The organism is Amycolatopsis keratiniphila subsp. keratiniphila (assembly GCF_001620365.2).
Taxonomy (GTDB): Bacteria; Actinomycetota; Actinomycetes; order Mycobacteriales; family Pseudonocardiaceae; genus Amycolatopsis; species Amycolatopsis keratiniphila.
On sequence record NZ_LQMT02000019.1, the window covers coordinates 298955 to 322152 of the forward strand.

The 23198-nt window shown below is 69.4% G+C and carries 23 protein-coding genes; 10 read left to right on the plus strand and 13 right to left on the minus strand.

What is annotated here, in order from left to right; genetic code table 11:
• Positions 1-6: 6 nt before the first annotated feature.
• Positions 7-834 (minus strand): Rossmann-fold NAD(P)-binding domain-containing protein, encoded by an 828-nt coding sequence (locus tag AVR91_RS19425; RefSeq protein ID WP_063275614.1) that lies wholly within the window; start codon positions 832-834, stop codon positions 7-9.
• 80 nt (positions 835-914) lie between these two features.
• Here AVR91_RS19425 and AVR91_RS19430 point away from each other — a divergent pair, with 80 nt between their 5' ends.
• Positions 915-1853, plus strand: coding sequence for an AraC family transcriptional regulator (locus AVR91_RS19430; protein ID WP_063275615.1), 939 nt, complete (start codon positions 915-917; stop codon positions 1851-1853).
• On the opposite strand, the gene AVR91_RS19435 is transcribed toward AVR91_RS19430, so the two are convergent.
• On the minus strand, positions 1832-2785 hold the full coding sequence (locus AVR91_RS19435; RefSeq protein ID WP_063275616.1) for a helix-turn-helix transcriptional regulator: 954 nt from the start codon (positions 2783-2785) through the stop codon (positions 1832-1834). The genes AVR91_RS19430 and AVR91_RS19435 overlap by 22 nt on opposite strands.
• Before the next feature lie 116 nt (positions 2786-2901).
• On the opposite strand from AVR91_RS19435, the gene AVR91_RS19440 reads away from it, so the two are divergent.
• On the plus strand, positions 2902-3540 hold the full coding sequence (locus AVR91_RS19440) for an SDR family NAD(P)-dependent oxidoreductase (protein WP_063275617.1): 639 nt from the start codon (positions 2902-2904) through the stop codon (positions 3538-3540).
• A gap of 5 nt (positions 3541-3545) precedes the next feature.
• Here AVR91_RS19440 and AVR91_RS19445 read toward each other — a convergent pair whose 3' ends face one another.
• On the minus strand, positions 3546-4349 hold the full coding sequence (locus AVR91_RS19445) for a pentapeptide repeat-containing protein (RefSeq protein ID WP_063275618.1): 804 nt from the start codon (positions 4347-4349) through the stop codon (positions 3546-3548).
• A 302-nt stretch (positions 4350-4651) separates the two neighbouring features.
• On the opposite strand from AVR91_RS19445, the gene AVR91_RS19450 reads away from it, so the two are divergent.
• Positions 4652-5791, plus strand: a complete 1140-nt coding sequence (locus tag AVR91_RS19450; protein ID WP_063275619.1) for a S8 family peptidase — start codon at positions 4652-4654, stop codon at positions 5789-5791.
• A gap of 81 nt (positions 5792-5872) precedes the next feature.
• On the opposite strand, the gene AVR91_RS19455 is transcribed toward AVR91_RS19450, so the two are convergent.
• Entirely contained in the window at positions 5873-6739 is an 867-nt protein-coding gene (locus AVR91_RS19455; protein ID WP_063823181.1) for an SGNH/GDSL hydrolase family protein, read from the minus strand.
• Positions 6740-6848: 109 nt separating this feature from the next.
• Here AVR91_RS19455 and AVR91_RS19460 point away from each other — a divergent pair, with 109 nt between their 5' ends.
• Positions 6849-8072, plus strand: a complete 1224-nt coding sequence (locus AVR91_RS19460; protein WP_063275620.1) for a helix-turn-helix domain-containing protein — start codon at positions 6849-6851, stop codon at positions 8070-8072.
• Here the strand turns inward: AVR91_RS19460 and AVR91_RS19465 are convergent.
• A complete protein-coding gene (locus AVR91_RS19465; RefSeq protein WP_063275621.1) occupies positions 8031-8882 on the minus strand; it encodes a helix-turn-helix transcriptional regulator in 852 nt (283 codons plus the stop codon). The two genes, AVR91_RS19460 and AVR91_RS19465, sit on opposite strands and share 42 nt — an antisense overlap.
• A gap of 85 nt (positions 8883-8967) precedes the next feature.
• Here AVR91_RS19465 and AVR91_RS19470 point away from each other — a divergent pair, with 85 nt between their 5' ends.
• Positions 8968-9747: an SDR family NAD(P)-dependent oxidoreductase gene (locus tag AVR91_RS19470; RefSeq protein WP_063275622.1), complete on the plus strand. Its 780-nt coding sequence runs from the start codon at positions 8968-8970 to the stop codon at positions 9745-9747.
• A gap of 101 nt (positions 9748-9848) precedes the next feature.
• On the plus strand, positions 9849-11495 hold the full coding sequence (locus tag AVR91_RS19475) for a YncE family protein (RefSeq protein WP_063275623.1): 1647 nt from the start codon (positions 9849-9851) through the stop codon (positions 11493-11495).
• Here the strand turns inward: AVR91_RS19475 and AVR91_RS19480 are convergent.
• Together AVR91_RS19480 and AVR91_RS19485 are read right to left on the minus strand one after the other, a co-directional pair.
• Positions 11432-12427 carry a glycoside hydrolase family 6 protein gene (locus tag AVR91_RS19480; protein ID WP_063275624.1) on the minus strand — a complete coding sequence of 332 codons (996 nt, stop codon included), beginning with the start codon at positions 12425-12427 and terminating at the stop codon, positions 11432-11434. The two genes, AVR91_RS19475 and AVR91_RS19480, sit on opposite strands and share 64 nt — an antisense overlap.
• 54 nt (positions 12428-12481) lie before the next feature.
• Positions 12482-13594: a coiled-coil domain-containing protein gene (locus tag AVR91_RS19485; protein ID WP_063275625.1), complete on the minus strand. Its 1113-nt coding sequence runs from the start codon at positions 13592-13594 to the stop codon at positions 12482-12484.
• Positions 13595-13932: 338 nt separating this feature from the next.
• Here AVR91_RS19485 and AVR91_RS19490 point away from each other — a divergent pair, with 338 nt between their 5' ends.
• A complete protein-coding gene (locus AVR91_RS19490; RefSeq protein ID WP_063275626.1) occupies positions 13933-15171 on the plus strand; it encodes a tyrosine-type recombinase/integrase in 1239 nt (412 codons plus the stop codon).
• 10 nt (positions 15172-15181) lie between these two features.
• On the opposite strand, the gene AVR91_RS19495 is transcribed toward AVR91_RS19490, so the two are convergent.
• Positions 15182-15760, minus strand: coding sequence for a TetR/AcrR family transcriptional regulator (locus AVR91_RS19495; protein ID WP_063275627.1), 579 nt, complete (start codon positions 15758-15760; stop codon positions 15182-15184).
• 84 nt (positions 15761-15844) lie between these two features.
• Between AVR91_RS19495 and AVR91_RS19500 the strand changes: the two genes are divergently transcribed.
• A complete protein-coding gene (locus tag AVR91_RS19500; protein WP_063275628.1) occupies positions 15845-16732 on the plus strand; it encodes an SDR family oxidoreductase in 888 nt (295 codons plus the stop codon).
• Here AVR91_RS19500 and AVR91_RS19505 read toward each other — a convergent pair.
• The 3 genes from AVR91_RS19505 to AVR91_RS19515 all read right to left on the minus strand — a co-directional run bounded on the left by AVR91_RS19505 (position 16729) and on the right by AVR91_RS19515 (position 19072).
• Entirely contained in the window at positions 16729-17436 is a 708-nt protein-coding gene (locus AVR91_RS19505) for a class I SAM-dependent methyltransferase (protein ID WP_063275629.1), read from the minus strand. The genes AVR91_RS19500 and AVR91_RS19505 overlap by 4 nt on opposite strands.
• A gap of 72 nt (positions 17437-17508) precedes the next feature.
• Positions 17509-18255, minus strand: a complete 747-nt coding sequence (locus tag AVR91_RS19510) for a dienelactone hydrolase family protein (protein ID WP_063275648.1) — start codon at positions 18253-18255, stop codon at positions 17509-17511.
• A 43-nt stretch (positions 18256-18298) separates the two neighbouring features.
• On the minus strand, positions 18299-19072 hold the full coding sequence (locus AVR91_RS19515; protein ID WP_063275647.1) for an MBL fold metallo-hydrolase: 774 nt from the start codon (positions 19070-19072) through the stop codon (positions 18299-18301).
• Positions 19073-19179: 107 nt separating this feature from the next.
• On the opposite strand from AVR91_RS19515, the gene AVR91_RS19520 reads away from it, so the two are divergent.
• Positions 19180-19776 (plus strand): CGNR zinc finger domain-containing protein, encoded by a 597-nt coding sequence (locus AVR91_RS19520; RefSeq protein ID WP_083737650.1) that lies wholly within the window; start codon positions 19180-19182, stop codon positions 19774-19776.
• On the opposite strand, the gene AVR91_RS19525 is transcribed toward AVR91_RS19520, so the two are convergent.
• Positions 19767-20900 (minus strand): FAD-dependent oxidoreductase, encoded by a 1134-nt coding sequence (locus AVR91_RS19525; RefSeq protein ID WP_063275631.1) that lies wholly within the window; start codon positions 20898-20900, stop codon positions 19767-19769. The two genes, AVR91_RS19520 and AVR91_RS19525, sit on opposite strands and share 10 nt — an antisense overlap.
• Positions 20897-21571, minus strand: coding sequence for a TetR/AcrR family transcriptional regulator (locus tag AVR91_RS19530; RefSeq protein WP_063275632.1), 675 nt, complete (start codon positions 21569-21571; stop codon positions 20897-20899). The genes AVR91_RS19525 and AVR91_RS19530 overlap by 4 nt, the downstream gene beginning before the upstream one ends.
• Before the next feature lie 184 nt (positions 21572-21755).
• On the opposite strand from AVR91_RS19530, the gene rox reads away from it, so the two are divergent.
• The gene (gene rox, locus AVR91_RS19535) at positions 21756-23183 is read left to right on the plus strand and encodes a rifampin monooxygenase (RefSeq protein WP_063275633.1); all 1428 of its coding nucleotides are present in this window, start codon (positions 21756-21758) and stop codon (positions 23181-23183) included.
• The last annotated feature ends 15 nt before the right edge of the window (positions 23184-23198 follow it).

Genomic DNA, 23198 nt, shown 5'->3' on the forward strand with positions numbered 1-23198 from the left:
CCCGTCTCATCGATTCCAGACCCCGGTGGCCGCCGCTTTCGCGGCGTATTCGGAGAAGTCCCTCGCGGGCCTGCCCAGCACCCGCTCGACGTCACCGGTGAGCGAGGAGTTCCGGCCGTCGAGGATGCGCGTGAACAGGTCGGTCAGGCCCTCGATCTCCTCCTCCGGCACGCCCTGTTCGGCCGCGCCCGCGGCGAATTCCGCGGCGGAGACCGGAACGTACCGGACATCCCGCCCGGAAGCCTTACCGATTTCCGCCGCCGCGTCCGCGAAACCCAGCAACCGGGGACCGGTCAGCTCGTACACCTCACCGCCGTGCCCGTCGGTGGTCAGCGCCGTCACCACCACGTCCACGATGTCCTCGACGTCGACGAACGGCTCGGTCACCTCCCCAGCGGGCAGCACGATCTCCCCGGCGAGCACCGGCTCCAGCAGGAAGTGCTCGCTGAAGTTCTGCGCGAACCAGCTGGCCCGCACGACCGTCCACTCGGCACCGGAGTCCCGTACCCCTTGTTCGCTGACCACTGCTTCCTCTTCGCCGCGACCGGACAGCAGGACCAGCCGCCGCACACCGTGGTCCACGGCCAGCTTGGAGAAATCGCGGATCGCCTCGGCGGCACCGGGGAAGGCGAGGTCGGGGTAATAGGTCAGGTAGGCGGCGCCGATTCCGGTGACCGCGGCCGTCCAGGTCGAGCGGTCGTCCCAGTCGAACACCGGCCGCGAGGCCTTCCGGACGTCGATCCCGAGGTCGGTCAGCCGCTGCGCGACCCGGCTCCCGGTCTTGCCCGTCGCGCCGAGGACCAGGACCGTCTCGTTGTTCTTCGTGTTCGTCATGGCACCAGTCAAACGCCTACAAATGAGACGGAACATAGTTCAAAGGCTCTATTCCATGTTTCATCGTCTACACTTGCGGGATGGATCCCCTCGCCGGTCTGCTCGACGGACCCCGCGCCCGCGGTGCTTTCCTGCTGAAGTCGGTCATGACCCCGCCGTGGTCGCTGCGGATCGAGGACGAGGCGCCGCTGACGGTGATGGCACAGGTGCGCGGTGAGTCCTGGGTGGTGCCCGACCACGGGGACGCCGTCCGCCTCGGCACCGGAGACATCGCCATCGCCCGCGGTCCGGACCCGTATCTCGTCGCGGACGACCCGGCCACCCCACCGCAGGCGATGATCCTGCCGGGACAGGAATGTCTGACCCCGGACGGGAAACACCTCACCGAGCTGTCGGATCTCGGCGTCCGCACCTGGGGCGACGATCCGGACGGCCCCGTCAACCTGCTCACCGGCACCTATCCGCTGGAGGGCGAGATCAGCAAACGGCTCCTCAACGCGCTTCCGTCGTTGCTGGTCGTCCGGGACGACGAATGGGACAACCCGCTGGTGACGCTGCTCGCCGGCGAGATCGTCAAGGACACGCCCGGCCAGGAAGCCGTCCTGGACCGCGTGCTCGACCTGCTTCTGGTCGCCGCCTTGCGGACCTGGTTCGACCGGCCCGACGCCGCGGCCCCCGCCTGGTATCGCGCGCACAGCGACCCCGTCGTCGGACGCGCGCTGAAACTGTTGCAGCACAAGCCTTCCGAACCTTGGACCGTGGCGAGCCTGGCGGCCGACACCGGCGTGTCCCGGGCCGCGTTCGCCCGGCGGTTCACCGCCGCGGTCGGCGAGCCGCCGATGGCCTACCTCGCGAGCTGGCGGATCGCGCTCGCCGCCGATCTCCTACGCCAGCATCCCGACGTCACGATCGGCGCGGTCGCCCGGCAGGTCGGCTACGGCAGCTCGTTCGCACTCAGCACCGCGTTCAAACGCGAACACGGCGTCAGCCCGCAGGGTTACCGCGCCGGCGTCGCGTAACGCTCGACCAGTTCCGCGCCGATGCGGGCGAGTTCCTCCTGAACCGACTCCGGCCCCAGTACCTCGATCATCGAGCCCCAGCCCGCGAGCTGCTGCGCGATCATCCACGCCACCGGCGCAGACACAGTCACCCGCACACGCCCGTCTTCGAGCGTCTCCTCGACGCGCGCCTGCCGCCCGAAATGGTCCTGGAGGATCGGCAGATGCCGCTCGGCGATGAGCACGGTCGCGTCCAGCCCCGAACGGCGTTGCTCGACCTGGTCGACCACCTGCTCCCAGGCCCGCGACAGTTCGAAATCGTCCGGCCGTCCCGCGGGCAGGTCGCTGACCTCGGCGTCGGACATGCGATCGACGCGGAAGGTGCGCTGCCCCTTCTCGGTGCCCGCGATGAGGTACCAGATGTCGTCCTTGTCCACGAGCCCCCACGGATCGACGACCCGCACCACCGGTTCCGCGCCCTTCTTCGCATAGCTGAACCGGACTTTGCGGCGGCGCACGATCCCGGACTGCAGCACGGTGAGCAGTGCGGGCCGCTCCTTCTCCCGTTCACCCCACCGCGACGGATCGATGACGACCGCGTCCGCCGCGGCCTGCGCGTCGGCGCGGAACGTGTCCGGCAGGGCCCGGACCAGCTTCCGCAGCGCGGATTTCACCTCGGGCGAGATCGACGCGGCCGGACCGGCGAGCAGGAACAGCGCCTGAGCCTCCGGCGCCGACAGTCCACTGAGGTCGGTCCGCGCGCCGCCGACGAGCGACCATCCGCCGCCCCGGCCGGGCTGCGGATACACCGGGACCCCCGCGGCCGACAACGCCTCGAGGTCACGCCGGGCGGTGGCGACCGAGATCTCCAGCTCGTCGGCCAGTTCGGAAGCCGTGACGCGGCCACGCGCCTGCATCAGCAGGAGGGTGGCCACCAGGCGATCGGCACGCATGGCGCCCAGTCTCGCAGGAAAACCGCTCATCCAGTGAACACTTTGCGGCGCGGCCTTGACCTTCACACCGATGTCAGGCCCTACGGTCACCGCACCCCACCCAGAAGGAGAAGCACATGGCAGGCGCAGTGATCATCGGCGCGGGACCGGGCATCGGCCGCTCGGTCGCGCACCGCTTCGCCAAGGAAGGGCTGCCGATCACCCTGCTGGCCCGCCAGTCGGCGACCCTGGAACCGCTGGCCGCCGAACTCGGGACCGCGCTGGCGCTCACCGCCGACGTCACCGACGAGGCTTCCCTCAAAGCCGCACTCGACACCGCCGCGCGGGAGCACGGCGAGCCCGACGTCGTGGTCTACAACGCGGCGATCATCCAGGCCGACACCCCCGGCGAGCTGTCCGTCGAACGGCATCTCGCGGCGTGGTCGGTCAACGTCGTCGGAGCGATCACCACCGCCGCCCATGTCGCGCCGGGGATGGCCGAGCGCGGAGCGGGCACGATCATCGTGACCGGCGGAATGCCCGAAGCCGTACCCGCCTACACGAGCCTCTCGCTCGGAAAAGCGGGCGTGCGAGCGCTGGTTTCGCTGCTGGACAAGGAATTCGGCCGCTCAGGAGTGCATGTCGCCACGGTGACCGTGGCCGGTCCCGTCGCGAAGGGAACCCCGTTCGACCCCGACGACATCGCCGAGCACTACTGGCGCCTGCACACCCAGGCACGCGGCGACTGGGAGCAGGAGATCGTCCACACGGGATAACGGATCTACCAGTGCGCCGGATGGGAAAGAGAGTCCGGCAGTTTCGTCGTCGCGTCGCCCTTCGCCGCGTCCAATTGCGACTGGAGCAGGAAGAGCGCGTCCCGGAAATCCGCGCCACGGAGGTCGGCGTCCCGCAGGTCCGCCCCGGTGACGTCGGCCTGACGGAGATCGGCTCCCCGCAGGTCCGCGCCGATCAGATACGCCCCTCGCAGCAGCGCGCCACGCAGATTCGATCCCTTGAGCTTCGCACCGATGAGGTCGGCGCCGCGCCGGTCCTTCTTCTTGCCCGGCACGGCGGCGCGGGCGAGTTCGCTCGCACGCAGCAGCAGCCCGTTCACCGCGCCCCGATGCGAGTGGACGTCCAGTTTCCGCAGCACGCCGGGCGTGTCCAGCGTCATCCGCTCGGTCCGGTCGATCATCTCGTCCAGGTCGTCACGGATGGGCGCGGACGTCGGCAGTGAGGCCGCCTCGGTGAGGTAGTAGAGCAGTTCCTGCAGATCCCGCATGACCGGGAAGACCGCGAACATCGTTTTCGCCGTCTTCGGCGACTTCCGCCAGTCCTCACCGTCGAAGGTGACCTGGGAGACCTTCTGGCCCGCGCCGAAGCAGTCGTAGACCGTGCAGCCGGTGAAGCCCTTCTTGCGGAGCTTGTCGTGGATGCCGCACCGGGAGTCCTCGCCCAGGTTCGGGCACGCCTGGCCCGCCGGTTTGGTGATCGCGAAGTCGGCCGAAGCCGCGAAGGCCGGGACGACACAGCACAGGCCGAAGCAGTTCTCGCAGTCGGCTCGCAGGCTGGAAAGGGCTGGCACGGTGGTTCGGACTCCAGAAGCTCGGCAAGGTGTTCCAGCCACAGGGTACGGAGCACACTTTCCGTGCAGGGCACCGCCGCCAATGGCCGCCAGACGAAGGTCGGGCCCTGCCCCATTCAGTCGATTCGGACATGTCACGCGCTCAATAACCTCGATCCCCGTGGGATTCGGCAGGTGCCGTCCCATGCGGTCGAGCTGGACCGCCTTTCCGCCGCTGTGGTCTTGACCGGCCGGTCCCCTGCGAACGACAGGACGAACACATGCGAGAGACGAGACAAGCGCGTTGGCTGTCACGTGCCGGAATGGCGAGCGCGGTCGCGGTCGCGATCAGTGTCACCGCCGCTCCCGCTCAAGCCGCCGAAGGACAGATCCTCGCCGCGGGATCCGCCGGAGCGATCCCGAACAGCTACATCGTCACGCTGAAGGACACCGGCGTCGTCGCCGCGCTGGCGAACCGCTTCGGCGCGAAGGTGGAGCAGGTCTACAGCAGCTCGCTCAAGGGCTTCTCCGCGACGCTGTCGGAACGGCAGGCCAAGCGGCTCGCCGCCGACCCGTCGGTGGCGTCGGTCGAGCAGAACCAGGTCGTCCACGCCGACGCGACCCAGAACAACCCGCCGTCCTGGGGTCTCGACCGCGTCGACCAGCGCAACCTCCCGCTCGACAACAAGTACAGCTACACCAGCACCGGTGCGGGCGTGAACGTCTACGTCATCGACACCGGCCTGCGGATCAGCCACCAGACCTTCGGCGGCCGCGCCCGCAACGGCTACGACTTCGTCGACAACGACGCCGTCGCGCAGGACGGCAACGGCCACGGCACCCACGTCGCCGGCACCATCGCCGGTTCGCAGTACGGCATCGCCAAGGGCGCGACCGTCTACGGCGTCCGCGTGCTCAACAACTCCGGCAGCGGCACCACCGCCGGGGTCATCGCGGGTATCGACTGGGTCACCAAGAACCACGTCAAACCGGCCGCGGCCAACATGAGCCTCGGCGGCGGCGCCTCCAGCACCCTCGACGACGCCGTCCGCCGGTCGATCGCCGCGGGTGTCACCTACGGCGTGGCCGCCGGGAATTCCAACTCGAACGCGTCGGGCTTCTCCCCCGCCCGCGTGACCCAGGCGATCACCGTCGGCTCGGCCACCAACACCGACGCGCGCTCCAGCTTCTCCAACTACGGCAGCGTCGTGGACATCTTCGCGCCGGGCACGAACATCACCTCGGCGTGGAACACCAACGACACCGCGACGAGGACCATCAGCGGCACCTCGATGGCGACCCCGCACGTGGTCGGCGTCGCGGCCCGCTTCCTGCAGAACAACAAGAGCGCCACGCCCGCGCAAGTGGCCACCGCGCTGATCAACGCGGCCACGCCGGGCAAGGTGACCAACCCGGGCTCCGGTTCCCCGAACCGGCTCCTGTACTGGTCGCCGTCCGCCTGACCTGAGTCCTCGCATATGTCATGAAAGGGTCGTTCCTGACGTTTTTCGTCAGGAACGACCCTTTCATGACACTCGACGGCGCTACAGCACCTTCCGGATACTCGGCACCACCGCCGCGAGCCCGGCGGCGTTCGGGTGCAGCGGGGCGAAGCTGTTGTTCACCACCGACGGGATGAGCCCTTCGATCCACTTGACGCCGATCGGCTGGCAGGCGTCGTGCCCGATGCTCGGCGTCCTGATGTCGACGTACTTCGCGCCGTGCGCGGCGGACTGCTCGGCCATCCGCGCGTTGAGCCGGTCGATGTTGGCCTGGATGTAGTCGGCATCCTGGGGCAGGACCGGGACGAGCGGCCAGCAGCCGCCGGATTTGATCCCCGTCGGATAACCCACCATGACGATCTCGGCCTTCGGCGCGCGCTGGCGGATCGTCTCGATCACCGTGCCGTAGGTCGCGGCGAAGGCGTCGATCTTGGTGGCGTACTTGTCCACCCCGCCCGTGGTGTTGGCCGCCTTGCACGACGCGCCCACCGGCAGCAGGTTCACGCACGAGGTCGCGAGCCCGACCAAGCCGACGTCATTGCCGCCGATCCCGACGGTCACCAATGTCGTGTCGGCCGAGAGGGCGTCGTACTGCGGCGGGTTCGTGCCGGAGATGATGCCCTTTTGCGGATTCGTGAAATGGGATGTGGTCGCGGCACCACAGGTGACGTCGCGCAGTTCGTCGACGTCGATCTGCTTCGCCAGCAGACCGGCGTAGTTGATCGCCGACCGGGCGCAGGTGAACAGATCGGACTGCGGCAGGACCACCGAGCCCGCCGAGAACGAATCACCCATCGCGACGTACACCTGCCGTTCCGCCGCGGCGAGGGCCGGTGTCCCGATTCCGACGAGGGTCAGTGCGGTGCCCGCCACCGCGGCGATCCGGGCGAGTCTTCCCCAGCGTGTCATGCCGCCTCCTGCATGCGTCGTCGAATGCTGCGGTCAGCGTCCGCTTCGCCGGGGAGAACCACTAGAACGGAGGCGCGCGTTCTTGATCGGAGTTTTGTAGGTTCCCTCTATGACGAAGGCGTCGGCACAGCCCTGGCGCAGGCTCGACGCCTCGGTGCTGACCCGGCTGGAGCCCGACACCGCCGCGATCGCGTCCGCCGCGATGGACCAGGTCCGTGCCGGGCTGCGGACCCCGCTCGACGAGCGGACGGCGGCGAACCTCCAAGCCACCCTCGGCGTCGCGTTGCACGCCTTCTTCAGCGAGATCGGCCATCCCGACGTCACCACCGACCGGGAGCTCTATCGCGCGCAAGGCCGGGCCCAGCACACCGCGGGCCGCAGCCTCGAGGAGATGCTCGGCTTCTACCAGTCCGCGGCGCTGGGCGTGTGGCGGCAGCTGACCTCGGCGGCGCCGGCGGTGGATCTGCCGACCCAGGCGATCGTCGAACTCGGTGAGGCGCTTTTCGCCTTCATCGCCGAACTCTCGGCCGCGGCGGCCGACGGGTACGCCGAAGCCCGCTCACAGGCGGCGCGGGCCGGGCAAGCGCGGCGGGACCGGCTCCTGGGTCTCCTGCTCGCCGAGCCTGCCGCGTCCCGCGACCTGCTCGAAGACGCCGCGAGCCAAGCCATGTGGGTCCTGCCCGGCAGGCTCGTCGTCGCCGTCACCAGCGCCGATGTCGCCCCGCAGCTGCTGGACCGGATGCCGGGGCGGGTGCTGGTCGGCCGTCACCACGACCTGACCGCCGTGGTCATGCCCGCCGACCGGCTCGAGTGGTACCTCGGCCGCCTGCGGGACCTGCTCGGCCACGACCAGGCCGGGGTGGGCCCGATCGTGCCGCTCCGCTCCGCCGCGCTCAGTGCCCGCCGGGCGAGCGCGCTGTGGCGGCTGACCCGCACCGGCGCACTCGGCGACAGTCCTCTCGTCCACACCACCGAGCACCGCATCGATCTGCTGATGACCGCCGATCCCGAACTCGCCGCCGAATTCTCGGAAGACGTCCTCGCGCCGTTGGCCGGTCTCCCGGAGCCGGCTCGGCAACGGCTCACCTCGACCCTCGCCGCCTGGCTCGCGCGGCCTGATCAGCCACAGGCGATCGGGGTCGAACTGCACGTCCACGTCCAGACCGTCCGCTACCGCATCCGGCAGTTGCGGACGTTGTTCGGCGGCACGATCGACGACCCGGCCGGCCGCTTCGCACTCGCGATCGCACTCAGGATCGACCCGCTGGTATCGAGGGAACCTACAAAACCATCAGAGCGGAGCGTCCATCCGCTGCGTCCCGACGACCGATAGCAGCCGCAACGCGCTCTCCGACGGAGTGCCGGGATCGGCGGTGTAGATCACGACCTGCTGATCCCGGTCGCTGATGTCGAGGACGTCGCAGTTCACGCTGACCGGGCCGACCACCGGATGCCGGAACGTCTTGCACAGCGTGGGCGCGGCGCATACGTCGTGCGCGGCCCACAGCCGGGCGAATTCCTCACTGCCGTCGAGGAGTTCCCGGATCAGGCCGGCGACCTCGGGGTCGTCGGGATACCGGGCGGCGGTGGCCCGCAGGTTCCGGACCGCGCTCGCCGCGAACTCGTCCACATCGGACACCCCGTACAGCCGCCGCCCCTCCGGCCGCAGCCCGAGGAACGCGCGGCGCACAAGGTTGCGATCCCGCCGCGGCAGCGCGGAGAAGTCCTCCATCAGTGCCGCGGCGAGGTCGTTCCAGGCGAGCACCTCGTAGGTCGCCGACAGCACGATCGCCGCCGCCTGCGGAAGGCGGTGCAGCAGCGCGAGAATGCTCGGACGGACCTCCCGTGACGGGCCGGGAGGTGGTCCCGGCGGCGCGCCGGCGAGATGGTGCAGGTGATCCCGTTCCACATCGGACAGCCGGAGCGCCCTGGTCAGCCCGCTCAGTACCTCACGTGAGGGCCGTGGACCGCGAGCCTGCTCCAGCCGCGTGTAGTACTCGGTCGAGATGAACGCCAGCTGCGCCACCTCCTCGCGCCGCAGGCCCGGGGTGCGGCGGCGGGCCCCGGCGGGAAGGCCGACATCGGCGGGCGTGATCCGCTCGCGCCTGCTGCGCAGGAACTCGGCCAGTTGTCGTCTGTCCACCGCTCCAGTGTGGACGATGGCGGTCCGTCAACCAGGTACCGCCGATGCCTGGTTAAGCGCCGAGGGCGGGAGAACGCTCGGTGCCATGACCAACACAACGACTGTTTCGGGCCTGCTCGACGGCAAGGTCGCCTTCGTCTCCGGTGCCGGCCGCGGGATCGGCGCCGCCGCCGCGCGGCTGTTCGCCGGGGAAGGCGCGCGCGTCGTGCTCGCCGCCCGCACCGAGTCCCAGCTGAAGGCCGTGGCCGAGGAGATCCGCGCGGAAGGTGGCGTCGCCGACCACGTGGTGTGCGACCTCGGCGACGCGTCGAGCATCCGCGCGGCCGTCGACCGTGCGGTGGAGCTGCACGGCAGGCTCGACGTCGCGTTCAACAACGGCGCGACCAACGTGCCGCCCGGCCCGATGCACCAGGTGACCGAGGCCGATTTCGACCACATTTACGCGGTGAACCTGAAGGGTCCGTGGCTGGCGATGGTCGCCGAGATCGAGGCGATCCGGGCCACCGCGAAGACCGGGGCCATCGTCAACAACACCAGCGTCGGCAGCCTGATGGCCAACCCGGAGCTCCCCGCATACGGCGCGATGAAACGCGGCGTCAACAGCCTCACCGCCTCCGCCGCCGCCACTTACGGTCCAGAGGGGATCCGGATCAACGCCGTCGCACCCGGCACGACGCTGACCGAGATGTTCACCGAGTGGGTCGAGCGCTCGCCGGACATCCTGCAGCGGCTCAACGCGCAGACCCCGCTGGGGCGCGTGGCCGAGCCCGAGGAGATCGCGCAGGCCGCGGCGTGGCTGCTGAGCGATCGCGCCTCCTACGTGACCGGAACGGTCCTGCGGGTGGACGGCGGCATGCTGTCCTGAGCCCCGGGCAGGGGTGGGTGATGCGGGGGAACCGGCGTCGGCCTTCCGGCGTCTGAACGCGCACGACCCACCCTGACCTGGGGTTGCCCGAGGAGAAGCCGATGCCGTTCCTGGATCCCGAACCGCTCTACGCCAAGCTCACGTCGGGGGACGCGCCGGGCATCGCTGAGGTCGGCGCCACCATCGCCGACGCGAAGACGTCGTTGCAGACCGTGGCGGACGGGATCTCCGACGGCGCCCTCCGCGCGGCCAAATCCTGGCGAGGCACGGCGGCGGCCGAGTTCGTCGGCAAGGCGAAACAGTCCTCGCACACCGTCGCCGAGGTGTATGCCCAGCTCAACGCCGCAGAGGCCGCGGTCAAGGGCGCCGCGAAGGCGTACTCCGCGCTGCGGACGTCGGCCGACACCGCGATCGGACCATGGCGCAAACTCGGCCTGACCGACCTCCTCGAAGCGCCGGAGATCGCGATGAAGACCATCCGGGCGCTGACCGTCGCCCAGCAGACCTACGAAAGCAGGCTCACCGCGCTGGCGGCCACGACCGACGGCGGTGGTGAAGGTTGGGACAGCGACGGCAACGCCGACATCAGCGGCGTCAACCCAGGCGAGCCATGGACCTCCCAAGGCCTGGCGTACGACGGCGAGAATTTGTTGCTGGGCTCGTACCACGACGGTGACGGGGACGGCTCCGGCGACAACCCCATCGGACCCGGACTGACGCCGAGCAGGCTGACCTACGTCGACTACGAGACCGGAGTGGAAACGGGGAACGTCTACCTCAACGGCAACAGCGAGGTCGGCGCGCCCACGCACACCGGCGGTGTCGCGACGGACGGCAAGCATGTCTGGGTGTCATCCGACAAGTACGTGTACGTCTACGACAAGGCCCAGCTCGACGCCGCGCAGGACAGCGGAAAGCCGGTCGACGCCATCGACGTGGTTCCGACACCCGCCCACAGCTACGTCACCTACGCCCAAGGCAAGCTCTTCGTGGGCGACTACAAGAACAACCGGCTCTACGAAATCCCCGTCGGCCCGGACGGTTCACCCCGACCGGACGAGGCCGGAGACCCGATCGAGACACCGAACAACGTCCAGGGCGTCGTGGTACGCGACGACGAGTTCATCTTCTCGTCCTCCGACGGGCACAGCGGCAGGTTCTACCGGCAGGACCGGACGCCGGAGTGGTACGACTTCAACGATCGCGAAGAGATCGAGCTGAAGGGCGGCGAGCCGGGCAACGAAGACGGCTACGACTCCCATGGCGTCGAGGAGGCCGTCGAGATCGACGGAGAGATCGTGCTGGCACACGAATCCGGCGCCTACGGCTACCAGAAGAACCCGGGCTCGAAGTGGGACGAACCGGAGCTGACCAGGATCTCCCTGGACGAACTCGGCCTCGACCCCGACGGCGCGCTCTCCCCCGGCGACGCCGGATACGAAACCGATCCCGACTCGCTCGTCGGTGCCGCGGGCGTACTGGACGGCGCGACGTCGACGTTGAGTACCGCGGCCGGCGCGATGTCACGACTGCAACTGGTGCCGCATCTCCTCGGCGACGTGCCGGCGGCCACCACCTTCAGCGACACGCTCACCAAGTACGTCACGGCGGCGGGCGACCGGTTGACGGCGGGGGTGGAAGCGGTCGGCGGCATCGCGGACAGCCTGGTCACCGGGGCGGACACCTATCGGCGCGTCGAGGACGGAGTCAAGGAAGGGCTGGACAAGCTCGGCGGGTTGGTCAGGTAGCTCGTTTCCGGCGATCTCGCCACCAGCATGTAAGCGAGTGACGGCACGAACTCGCCTGCATGACTGGTGGGAGCTTCTCCACACGGCCCGTCGGAGACTCCTGGCGTGGTGAGCCAGAGCAGTTGCAGCTTGTCGCGCTCAGGCCTCAAGACCTGGTTCTGCCCCACCTGTGCACCGGACGGATTGCAACCCCCGTTTGTCGGTGCTCCGTTGCGGCTGCTGTCAGCCACCATCAGGTAGTCGTTCCGTCCTGTGGCAGCCAGCAGCCGGTCTCGGACACCGTTCGCCGTCGCGGTCGCGGCGGCCTCGTTGGCGTAGCCGCGTACGTTGACCGCGAACCCGTCCACAGCTCGTCCCGCCGAAGCAATCATCTCGGCGGCTGCGGATGCTGAGATCGCGTCCGAGACATCCAGAAGGACGATGGTGCGGGCGAGCGCGCCGAGGGTTTCCGCGGCTGAGAGAAACAACTGTTGCCGTGATTCGGTAACGGTGCACCCCTTGGCCGCCCGGATCACCACCAAGGCCGGTGCCCCGGCGATACCGGCCGCGATCCCGTCGAGCCATGCACGGTGCCCCATCCCGCACGCTTCCGGCTGGTCCGGGGCGATCGTGAAGATCGACATCGTGTTGGTGGCACCAGCCCGGCGGACGGCAAGTTTCACCTGTTCGGCCGTGCGTACGACCTGGGCGGCCGGGCGTGAGGCGATCCGATCGCGAATGACGTCGGCTTCGGGCCCGGTCGGCACCGAGCGCACCCAGACCGCCGCCGGGTTGTCCTCGTCGACCCGGAAGTCGCGCGCGGAGCCGAGTATCGGAACCGGCGCAGCGACGCCGCGTGGGTCGATCGCGTATCCGCCCGGATCGCAGGCTCCCAGCGCGGTGAGCAGGACGATGAGGAGCACCAGGGTCGACCAGCACTCGTTGTCCCTCATCCTCATCCCCACCCGTCTCGTCCGGTCCCGAGCTGGTGCAAGTTCACCAGGTGATTATTCCCGGACCACACGCGTCTCAGTTGCGTCTTCGCCAAGCAGAATCGTCAGCAAGTCGTGCCGCAGCGGCGCCGATGGTTCGTCCGTCGCGGCGAGGGCGCGTTGACGGATACGCGACAGGGTCACCGTGACCTCTTCGTGCACCGCCTGGGTTTGGGCGACCCGGAGTTGAGCTGCGGCGAGTTGCTCGCGCGCGGCGGTCAGTTCGGTCTGGGCGTTCCCGAGTTGTGTCCGTGACGCGGTCTCGCGTGCCGCCTGCTCGGCAAGAGCTTCCCGATGGCGGGCCTCTTGATCGCTCAGTTGCGCACGGGCGGCGTCCAGCTCTGCGGTCAGTTCGCGCTTCTGCGTGTCCAGGAGTCGCTCCCACGTCTTGCGACGCTCGTCCGATTCGGCCAACGCGGTCCGTGCTGCGTCTCGTTCCGCGGTCCGGGTCGCCAGCTCCTCGCCGCGGGCGGCGAGCGTGGCTGCCAGCTGATCGGCGCGGTTTCGCTGCGTCGCCGCTTCCTCGGCTGCTTCCTGTGCGTGCTCGGTGATCACCGCGGTGGCCGACTCCGCTTTCGCCTGAGCCAGCTGGGCCGCTGCCCGGGCCTCGATCGCCTCGTCCGTGGTCGCCTTGGCCAGAAGCTCGGCCTGCTGAGCCGTCCGGGCGGCTTCCTTCGCTGCCTCGGCGGCGGCTTCGGCCTCGGCTGCTCGTACCAGTGCGGCGTCCCGTTGCCGGTCGGCTTCCGCGGCGGCCTCGTGGGCGGCGTCGGCTTGACCGACGGCAGCTGCGATCTCATCGCGCAGATGGGCGGTGACCGCGTCGAGCGCGTTGCTCAACGTGCGGAGAGGGTCTGTCAGTGCGGCGGCGGCCTGGTCGAAGGCCTGTCCGGCGTCCGCCAGCGCCGCCGACGGTACGCCTTCGTCGCCCAGAGCCTCCCGTAGCGCCTGTTCGGCCGCGGCCAATTGCTTGCAGGTTTTCCCGCCGGGCCACGTCCGGTCCGGGCAGAACTCGTACGGCCTTCCGCCGCGCGGCCCGGGCGGCGGCAGTGGCTCCCGGCACTTGCGAAACCCGCATCGTGCCTGCTCTGGCGCACTTTCCTCGGCTACTGCGCTCGCGTTCTCGACCATGTCCGGAGCTTACCTTAATGGTTACCTAACCCATAACCTAGGTAGCGATAACTAAAACTACAACCTAACTTAGCTACAGAAGATACATTTTGTAGCTAAGTTCCGATCCTGCTCTCAGGCTCACCAAAAGAGCCTCGATCGCCCTGGAAACCGAGGCTGATCGGCCGCCCCGAAAACGCGTTTGCCGTTACCGCCGGTAACACCGTCGGTCGGTCATGTCGGAACGCCACCCCGTTTCGTCACGGTGACGATGGGGCTCGGTTCCTGCGTTCTCGTGTGCCTGGCACAACCACTACGGTGATCCGCATGATCGACCGGAGCCCGGAGGGCAGCCGACAGTGAAGCTTCTGTCCGGCCTCGATTCCACCGCCGTCTCCCCCGGCGAAACCGCGGGAGACGGCGAAGTCTGGCCGGGAGTCGCGGATCCGGCCGGCCTGCTTTCCGGCATCACCGAGTGGCTGACCGGATACGGCAACCACCAGACCCGCCGCACCTACGCGGAAGGGCTGGGGCTGCCCGTGACCGCCGCCGACATCGGCGCCTGGCTGCGGCCACGAACCGGTGCACACGATCAGTGGGCTGAGGCAGTGGCCGACTACGCCCAGGCCGTCATCATCCCGCCGGCGGCCAAGTCGGCGGGCAGGACTGGACCTCCCCCCGCGAGCCGGGGCCGGTTACGGGCCTGCCATTGGCTGCGGTGGTGCGCGGCCAACGGGGTGGATCCGTCGGTGGCGACATCGGCACAGGTGAAGACGTGGCTGAGGGATCTGGAGTCGGCGGGCGCAGCGCCGTCGACGCGGGACCGGATGCTGGCGACGGTGAAGACCATGTACTCGTCACTGGCCGACACGGGTCTGGTGGCGGCCAATCCGGCAGCACTGGACCGGAGGCGGCTGGGGCTGACCGCGGCGGCGGCGAGCACGTCGGCGACGATCACCTTGACGACCCGGCAGGTCGCGGCATTGCACCAGGCGGCGGGAACACCGCGGCGGGGCGCGAGTGCCTGCGATGTCGCGCGCTCGGTCGCGATCGTCGCGTTGTTCACGCTCGGATTGCGGGTCAGCGAGCTGTGCGGGCTCGACGGCGCCGACCTGCACGTCACTCGCGGCCGGCGGGCACTTCGCGTACACGGTAAAGGCGGGAAGGTCCGCATCGTCTACCTGAGTGTGCCCGCCGAGCGCGCGCTGATGGACTATCTGGCGCTGCGCACGGACGGTACCGGGACAGAGGTAGTGACCGGTGCAGGCCGTCGCACCCGGAACTCGGACCTCCCCCTGCTGGTGACTCGTGGCGGACGCCGGTTCTCCCGGCAAGCGATCTGGCAGCTCCTTCGCCGTATCGCCGCGGCCGGCGGCCCGGACCTGGCCGACGTCGCCGAGGCGATGCACCCTCACGCACTACGGCACTTCTACGTGACCGCCGCGGTCGAGGCCGGAGCCTCGCTGGAACACGTGCAGGCCGACGTGGGGCATGCCAGCATCGACACCACCAGCGGCGTCTACGACCACGCGGCCCGCGACCCGGCGCGCAGCGCCGTCGACCTCGTCGCCGACGCCTGGCACGTCGACGGCGCCTGACCTGATCCGGTCAGCCGAGAGACGCGCTCGCGGCTCGCAGTTCGTCGAGTGCCTTGAGCAGGTAGGTGGCGAAGTCGTCCTCGGGAGCGCGATCGCCTTCGGACCATTCGGCGTATCCCCGTTTGAAGGCGAGGACGCCGAGTTCGCTGGCGAGGGCGGCGGTCGGATCGGGCACGCCACGGGCGACGAGGGCGGCGGTCATGGCGGCGGCGAGGCTGACGCTCTTGAGGGCGTCTCGTTCCTGAAGCTCGGCGCTCGCGGCGACCGCGGCCTTCAGCCGCGGGGCGATCTCCCGGCTCATCGGGCCCATCGCGGTCGACGCGCGGACGAGGCCCGACGCGACCGCCTCGAGCGGACTGGCTTCAGCGGCCGCCTCAGCGATCCCTTCGGCCAGTAGCCGGCTCAGCGTTTCCTGTCCGGCGACCAGCAGTTCGCGTTTGTCGGGGAAGTGCCGGAAGAAGGTGCTCTTGGTGACGCCCGCACGCTCGGCGATCTGCACGACCGTCGTGGCGTCGTACCCCTGCTCGGTGAACAGGTCGACGGCGGCCACGACGAGGCGTTCGCGCGCGTCCGGCTCCCATCGGCCCATGGGCCCATTCTATGTGATGGGACTCTTGTCCCATCACGCTGGTATGGTGATGAGACAAGAGTCCCATCACTTACGGGAGAGCTCATGCACGTCTTCGTCACCGGCGGCACCGGCCTGATCGGGTCCGCCGTGGTCGCCGAACTACTCGGCAACGGGCACACCGTCCTGGCACTCGCCCGCTCCGAGGCCTCGGCTCAGGCCGTCTCCGTTGCCGGCGCCGAGCCGATCCGGGGAGGTCTGATCGATCTCGACGTCCTGCGGGCCGCCGCCACCCAGGCCGACGGCGTGATCCATCTGGCCTTCGCCAACGACTTCAGCAGCCCCGAAGCCCTGGCGAGCGCGGTCGCCGAGGAAAGCGCCGCCCTAGCCGCTCTGGGCGAGGCGCTCGTCGGCACCGGCCGTCCTTTCGTGACCTGTTCGGGTACGCCCGCCACACCGGGCCGTGCCTCCACCGAGATCGACCCGATTCCGACCGACGGGCCGGTCGGCGGTCGCGGTCGCGCGGTCACCGGGGTCCTGGAACTGGCTTCACGCGGAGTCCGGAGCTCGGCAGTCCGCCTGCCGAGGACGGTCCACAACGAGGGCACAGGCGGGTTCGCCGGTGTACTGACCGGGATAGCGCGCCAGAGCGGTGTGTCGGGCTACCCGGGTGACGGCACCCAGCGGTGGCCCGCCGTGCACGCCCTCGATGCCGCAGTGCTCTTCAGGCTCGCGCTGGAGAAGGCCGAAGCCGGTACCGCCTGGCACGCCGTGGCCGACGAGGGCGACCAGGTGCGCGACATCGCGGCGGTCATCGGCAGGCGCCTGGGGCTGCCCACCGAGTCCGTGCCGGTGGAAACCTACGGCCCCCTCGGCGTCATCTTCGCTGCTGACCAGCCTTCATCCAGCGCCCACACCCGCGAGGCGCTCGGTTGGACTCCACGGCACCCGAGCCTGCTGAAGGACCTGGAGAACATCCAGCCAACCGGCTAGACGGCCTCGAGGACGAAGAACAGGAAACTCAGGAAGGCGGTCTTGCCCGCGAGCTCCTCCGGGAAGCGTTCCCGCGCGCCCGGCGCCGGAGGCGGCTCGCTGACGACGGCCGTCCGGAAGCCCGCCGCGGTGAAGGCGTCGGTCATCGCGTGCAGCGGCCGGTGCCAGTACGTCAGCACGGCTTTCTGGCCGCCGAAGGTGTACTCGTCCGACCACTTCACGGTCTTGAAGTAGTCCGCTTCGGGGTCGATCAGCTTGTAGATGATCGGGTGGTTGACGGCCATGATCAGCCTGCCGCCGGGTTTCAGCACGCGCCGGATCTCGGCCAGCGGCGCTGTCCAGTCTTCGAGATAGTGCAGGACGAGGGCGGCGATGACGTCGTCGAAGGCGCAGTCGGGGAAGGGCAGCGGCTTGCCGATGTCGGCGATCCGCAGCGCCGCGTCGTCGCCGAGGCGTTTCCGGGCCAGCTCCAGCATTCTGGCGCTGGAGTCGAAGCCGGTCACGATGGCGCCCCGGTCACGCAGTGCCTCGAACAGCGGGCCCGCGCCGCACCCGGCGTCGAGAATCCGCCGGCCGGTCACGTCGCCGGCGAGATCGAGGATCGCGGGCCTTGTGTAGTAAGCGTTGATCAGGCTGGCCTCGGTCTCGGCCGCGTAGGCCTCGGCGAAGGTGTCATAGTCGTTTTCGACGGGAGTGCTCGACATACAGACCAATATGGCAGTCCTGTGGTGCCTTGCCAGAAGCTGCTTTCGCAACGCGCCACCCTCGCGTGCGGTTCAAGATTTCAGACTGCTCCCAAGGAGAGCGAGCAGCCGCTCCCAATGGCGTCGCGATCCGTCGGCGTCGAAGGCATCGGTGTCGGACATCGTGTACCCGTGGACGGTGCCGGGATAGATCTCGCAGCTGTACTCGACTCCGGCGGCGTCGAACGCGTGGCTGATCTCGGTGATCACCTCGGGTGTCATGTCGCCCTCGGCGAGGCCGAGGTGGACTTTCGCGGTGAGGCCCGGGATCTGCCGGTGCGGGCTGTCGGGTTGGTCGGTGACGAGGGCGCCCGGGTGGAAACCGGCGACGGCGGCGACCTGGTCGGGGTCGGCCGTCGCGGTGCGCATCGCGAGGACGGCGCCCAGGCAGTAGCCGATCGTGGCGACCGGTCCGGCGGCGACCTCGGGTTGAGTGGTGAGGAAGTCGAGGTACGCACGGGCGTCGCTCAGCACGCGTTCGGTGGTGTGTGCCTCGATGAGCGGCATGATCTGGCCGAACAGCTCGGGGCGGTGTTCGGCGGTGATGTGCTCGGGAAGGTCGAACACCGGCGCCGGTCGGTGCCGATAGAAGACATTGGGGACCAGGACGTAGTAGCCGTGATCGGCCAGTTCCCGGGCCATGTCCCACAGGACGGGGCGCGGGCCGAACGCATCCGGGTACAGCAGGACACCCGGATGCGTTCCGCCCTCGCCGGGATAGGCGGCGAAGGCGTCGGACTGGCCGTCGGGAGTGGGGATGCTCAGCGCGGTGGAGGGAATGGCGGTGCTCGCTTTCTCGTCGACGTACCTCGAACGTAGACGATCAAGCCCGGCTCGGGCGCAGCCGATCGGCCAGCCCGGCCGAGGCGAACGCGGCCTCCAACTCGGCACGGCCTTCGGTGAAGTGGTTCCAGCTGTCGATGTGCACCGGGACGACCGTCCGGGCGTCGAGGATGCGCGTCGCCTCGGCGGCCAAGGCGCTGTCGAGGACCAGCAGGGCGCCGTCGAAGACCGGCTTCAGACGCGGGGCCCCGGCGAAAAGCACGGCGGTGTCGACCGGCCCGAACCGATCCGCCACCTGCCGGACGACGTCGAGCGAGGCGTTGTCGCCACTGACGTAGACCGTCGGCAGGCCGTCGCCGGTGAGCACGAAGCCGACGACCTCGCCGGTGACCTTCTCCGCGCCGTTCGGTCCGTGGAGCGCGGGCGCGGCGGTCACGGTCACGACTCCCCCGCCCGGCCGGTCGAGTTCGACCGTCTCCCAGGTCTCCAGCCCTTTCGCGGTACCGCCGAGCCGTCCCGCGCCGCTGGGCGTGGTGAGCGTCAAAGGCACGTCCGCCAGCAGTTTCCGGCCGGAGTGATCGAGGTTGTCCGGGTGCTCGTCGTGGGAGAGCAGGACGGCGTCGACGCGGCCGAGGTCCGCGGGGTTCACTGAAGGCGGAGCGATCTTGGTGAGGCCGGGTCTCCCGTTGGGCCTTTCGTAGTCGCCCGGCTCGTCGAAGGTCGGGTCCGTCAGGAATCGCAGCCCGCCGTAGTCGATCAACGCGGTCGGCCCGCCGACGACCTGGACGGAGAGCTGGTCGCTGATCTGGTCCATCATTCACCTCACGGATAGGTAGGCTTCTTTCCGTGAGCAACACTATCGAGTTGTCACGGAAGACTGCAACTACTTCCGTGAGAGAACCCAACGCCTACCATGAGAACGTGGACGACACCGCTGCCCTACCTCCTGCCCCGGGCGCCGAGCAGTACGTCGCGCTGGCGCTCGCGAACACCACGATCGCGCTGCCCGGCGGTCAGTTCACCGATCTGCTCGGCACTCCGGCCGCCGCGACGGACTGGCTCGCCGAACAGGGCCTTGCCCCGGTCGACGCCGGTCTACAGGAGATGTGCGCCGGGCTGGTCCGCTCGTTGCGTGAGCAGGTGCGGGTGCTGCTCGCGTCACGCTCCTGTTCGGCCCCGGCGCCGCAGAGCGCCCTCAACGCCATCAACGAGGCGCTGAGCAAGGCGCCCACCGCCGAGCTCCTGCGCTGGGACCCGGTCCGCGGGCTGTATCGCACCGCGTCGCATCCGATCACCCAGATCGTCGAGCACGCGTTGGCGACACTCGCCGCCAACGCCGCGGACCTGGTGACCGGGCAGGACGCGGACCGGATCGCCGCCTGCGGCTCTCCGCCGTGCACCCGGTTCTTCCTGCGCAACGGGCGACGCCAGTGGTGCTCCGTACGCTGCGGCGACCGGGCCCGCGCCGCCCGCGCCTACGCCAGGCGTGCCCAGCCGGCGGACTCGTCTCAGCGGTAGGACGCGAACCGCTCCAGCAACGGCTTCGGGGAGTCGTCGGCGAAGCAGAGGGCGAGGTTTTCGGCGGATTCCGTCGCCGAGGCCTCACTGCGCGGGAACAGGTCCGTCTCGTAGGCCTTGAGCGCGGCTTCGACGTCGCCGGGATGCGCGGCGAGGGCGAGGCCGAGTTCGGCGCCGTCGAGCATCGCGAGGTTGGCCCCCTCGCCGGCGAACGGCGACATCAGGTGAGCGGCGTCCCCGAGCAGGGTGACGCCGGGTACCCGATCCCAGCGGTGACCGATGGGCAGCGCGTGGATCAGCCGAGGGACCAGTTCGCCGTCGGCGTCGGTGATCAGGGCGCGCAGACCGGCGTCCCAGCCGTCGAAGTGGTCCAATACGGCGGCCTTCGCGGCAACGGTGTCGCTGAAATCGATGGTGGAGATCCAGTCCTCGGCGATCTTGAGCGCGATGTACACGTGGAGGCTGCCGGTGCTGTCGTGATGCCCCAGCAACCCTTTGTTCCCACCGAGTGCGAAGAACATCCCGTCGCCGGCGAGCGCGGCGCTCGCGGGGTGGCGTTCCTTGGCGTCGTGCAGGTGGACATCGACGAAGGAGATGCCTTCGTAGGCCGGTTCGGCGTCGGAGATCAGGCGGCGGACCTTGGACCACGCGCCGTCGGCACCGATCAGCAGGTCCGTGGTGAACGACGTGCCGTCGGCAAGGGACACCTCGTGCCTGCCGTCGCCGAGCGGGCGTGCGCCGACGGTTTTGGCGCCCCAGCGCACCGTGCCCTCGGGCAGGGAGCCGAGCAGCAGATCGCGCAGGTCGCCTCGGGCGATTTCGGGACGGCCGCCGTCGCCGTCGTCTGTCTCGTCGAGGTGCACGACCGCGTGCCGGTCGATGATGCGCATGGCCTCGCCACCGGCGTGCACCAGCGCGCGGAATTCGTCATGGAGACCGGCGGCCCGCAGCGCGACCTGTCCGGAATCCTCGTGGATGTCAAGCATGCCGCCCTGTGCCCGGGCAGACGGCGACGCGTCGAGGTCGAAGACCGCGGCCTCGATGCCGTTGACGTGCAGAACGCGGGCCAGGGTGAGCCCGCTGAGGCCGGCGCCGATGATCGCGATGGGGTGGTGTGTGGTCATGTCGGGTTCCTTTCCGGCGGCAGGCCGGTGTGCGTGATTCCGGTGATCAGCACCTGCAATCCCCACGACATCCGCTGCTCGGGCCGACCGGTGAGCAGGTCGGCGGCGTGGGCGGCGATCTGGGGGTGGGTCGTCTCGTCGGCGTCCCGCACGGCGCGGGTCAGCGCGTCCCAGTCGTCCTGCGATTCCTGCTCGGCGTGCTCGGCCGCGGTCGAGGTCGCGTGCTGCAGGAGGATGTCGATCCCCCAGGCGCGCCGGTCGGCGGGCACCTCGCCCTCGGCGAGCAGGGCGAGCAGGTTCTCGATCAGGCCGAGGTAGTTCTCACCACTCGGACGGGCGACCAGGGCGGACAGCGCTAGACCGGGGTACTCCAGCAGCGTCGCGGTGTAGGCCGTGAGCAGCCGTTCGAGCCGGTCACGCCACGAGCCTTCGGCGGACGGCGGGGCGATGGTGCCGAGGAGTTCGTCGAGGATCGCCGCGTGCAGTTCCGCAGTGTTGCGGACGTAGACGTAGAGCGAGGCCGCGCCGGTGTCGAGTTCCTGCGCCAGCCGGCGCATCGTGAGCTTCCGCAGGCCTTCTTCGCGCAGGATCGAGACCGCGGCGGCGACGATGCCGTCGCGGGTCAGCGCGGGTTTGGCCGGTCGCTCCCGGCGGCTCATCTCAGGTGCCATGCCTCCACTGTAACGAACATGTTCGTTACGAACAAGTTCGCCGTGCCCGGAAACGACAATGGCAGGGAGATCGACTCTCCCTGCCACTTCCAACGTATAACGCAGCTGGGGGCTTGCGGCAAGACTCCGGTCATGCCGCAGAATCCTCCGCCGGACCACACGAGCTCGACAATCGGGGGAACTCTTGATCGACGTGATCATCGCCGGCGGCGGACCGACCGGCATGATGCTGGGCGCCGAACTGCGACTGCACGGCGTGCAGGTCGTCGTCCTGGAAAAGGATCTGGAACAGTCCAAGGTCGTCCGTTCGATGGGCCTGCACGCGCGCAGTATCGAGGTGATGGACCAGCGCGGTCTGCTGGAGCGCTTCCTCGAACACGGCAAGAAGTACCCGGTCGGCGGCTCCTTCGCGGGCATCGTCAAGCCGGCGCCGGTGCTGGACAGCGCGCACGCCTACATCCTCGGTATCCCCCAGACCGTCACCGACCGCCTGCTGAGCGACCACGCCGCCGAGGTCGGCGTCGACATCCGGCGCGGCTGCGAAGTGGTCGGCCTGGCCCAGGACGAGGACGGCGTGGACGTCGAACTGGCCGACGGGACGAAGCTGCGCTCGCGCTACCTCGTCGGCTGCGACGGCGGCCGAAGCGCGGTACGCAAGCTCCTCGGGATCGACTTCCCCGGCGAGCCCGCCACCGCCGAGACACTGCTGGGCGAGATGGAATTGACCGAGGACTGGGAAACGGTGCTCGCGGTCATGACCGAGGTCCGCAAGACCCAGCTGCGGTTCGGCCTCTCCCCCATCGGCGACGGGGTGTACCGGGTCGGCGTGCCCGCCGAAGGTCTGGCCGAGGACCCGCGGATCCCGCCGAGCTTCGACGAGATCAAACGGCAGCTCGTAGCGGTCGCCGGAAGCGACTTCGGCGTGCACTCACCGCGCTGGCTCTCCCGCTTCGGTGACGCCACGCGGCTGGCCGAGCGCTATCGGGACGGACGTGCGTTCCTGGCGGGCGACGCGGCGCACATCCACCCACCGGTCGGCGGGCAGGGGCTCAATCTCGGCGTCCAGGACGCCTTCAACCTCGGCTGGAAACTGGCCGCCGCGATCAACGGCTGGGCACCGGACGACCTGCTGGACACCTATCACACGGAACGGCATCCGGTAGCCGCCTCGGTCTTGGACAACACCCGCGCGCAGATGCAGTTGATGTCGCTCGACCCGGGTTCGCAGGCGGTCCGGCGGTTGCTGGCGGAACTGATGGACTTCGAGGACGTCAGCCGATTCCTGACCGAGAAGATCACCGCGACCGCGATCCGCTACGACTTCGGCGAGGGACACGAACTGCTCGGCCGCCGGATGCGCGACCTGGAACTCAAGCAGGGCCACCTCTACGGGCTGACCCGCGGCGGACGCGGTCTGCTGCTCGACCAGACCGGTTCGCTTTCGGTGCGGGGCTGGGCGGACCGGGTCGATCACGTCGTCGACGTCAGCGAGGAACTCGAGGTGCCGGCGGCACTGCTGCGCCCGGACGGACACGTGGCGTGGGCGGGAGAGGACCAGGATGAGCTGGCCGGGGCGTTGCGCCGGTGGTTCGGAGAGGGCGAAGTCCTCTAGCGCGCCAGGTCCGGC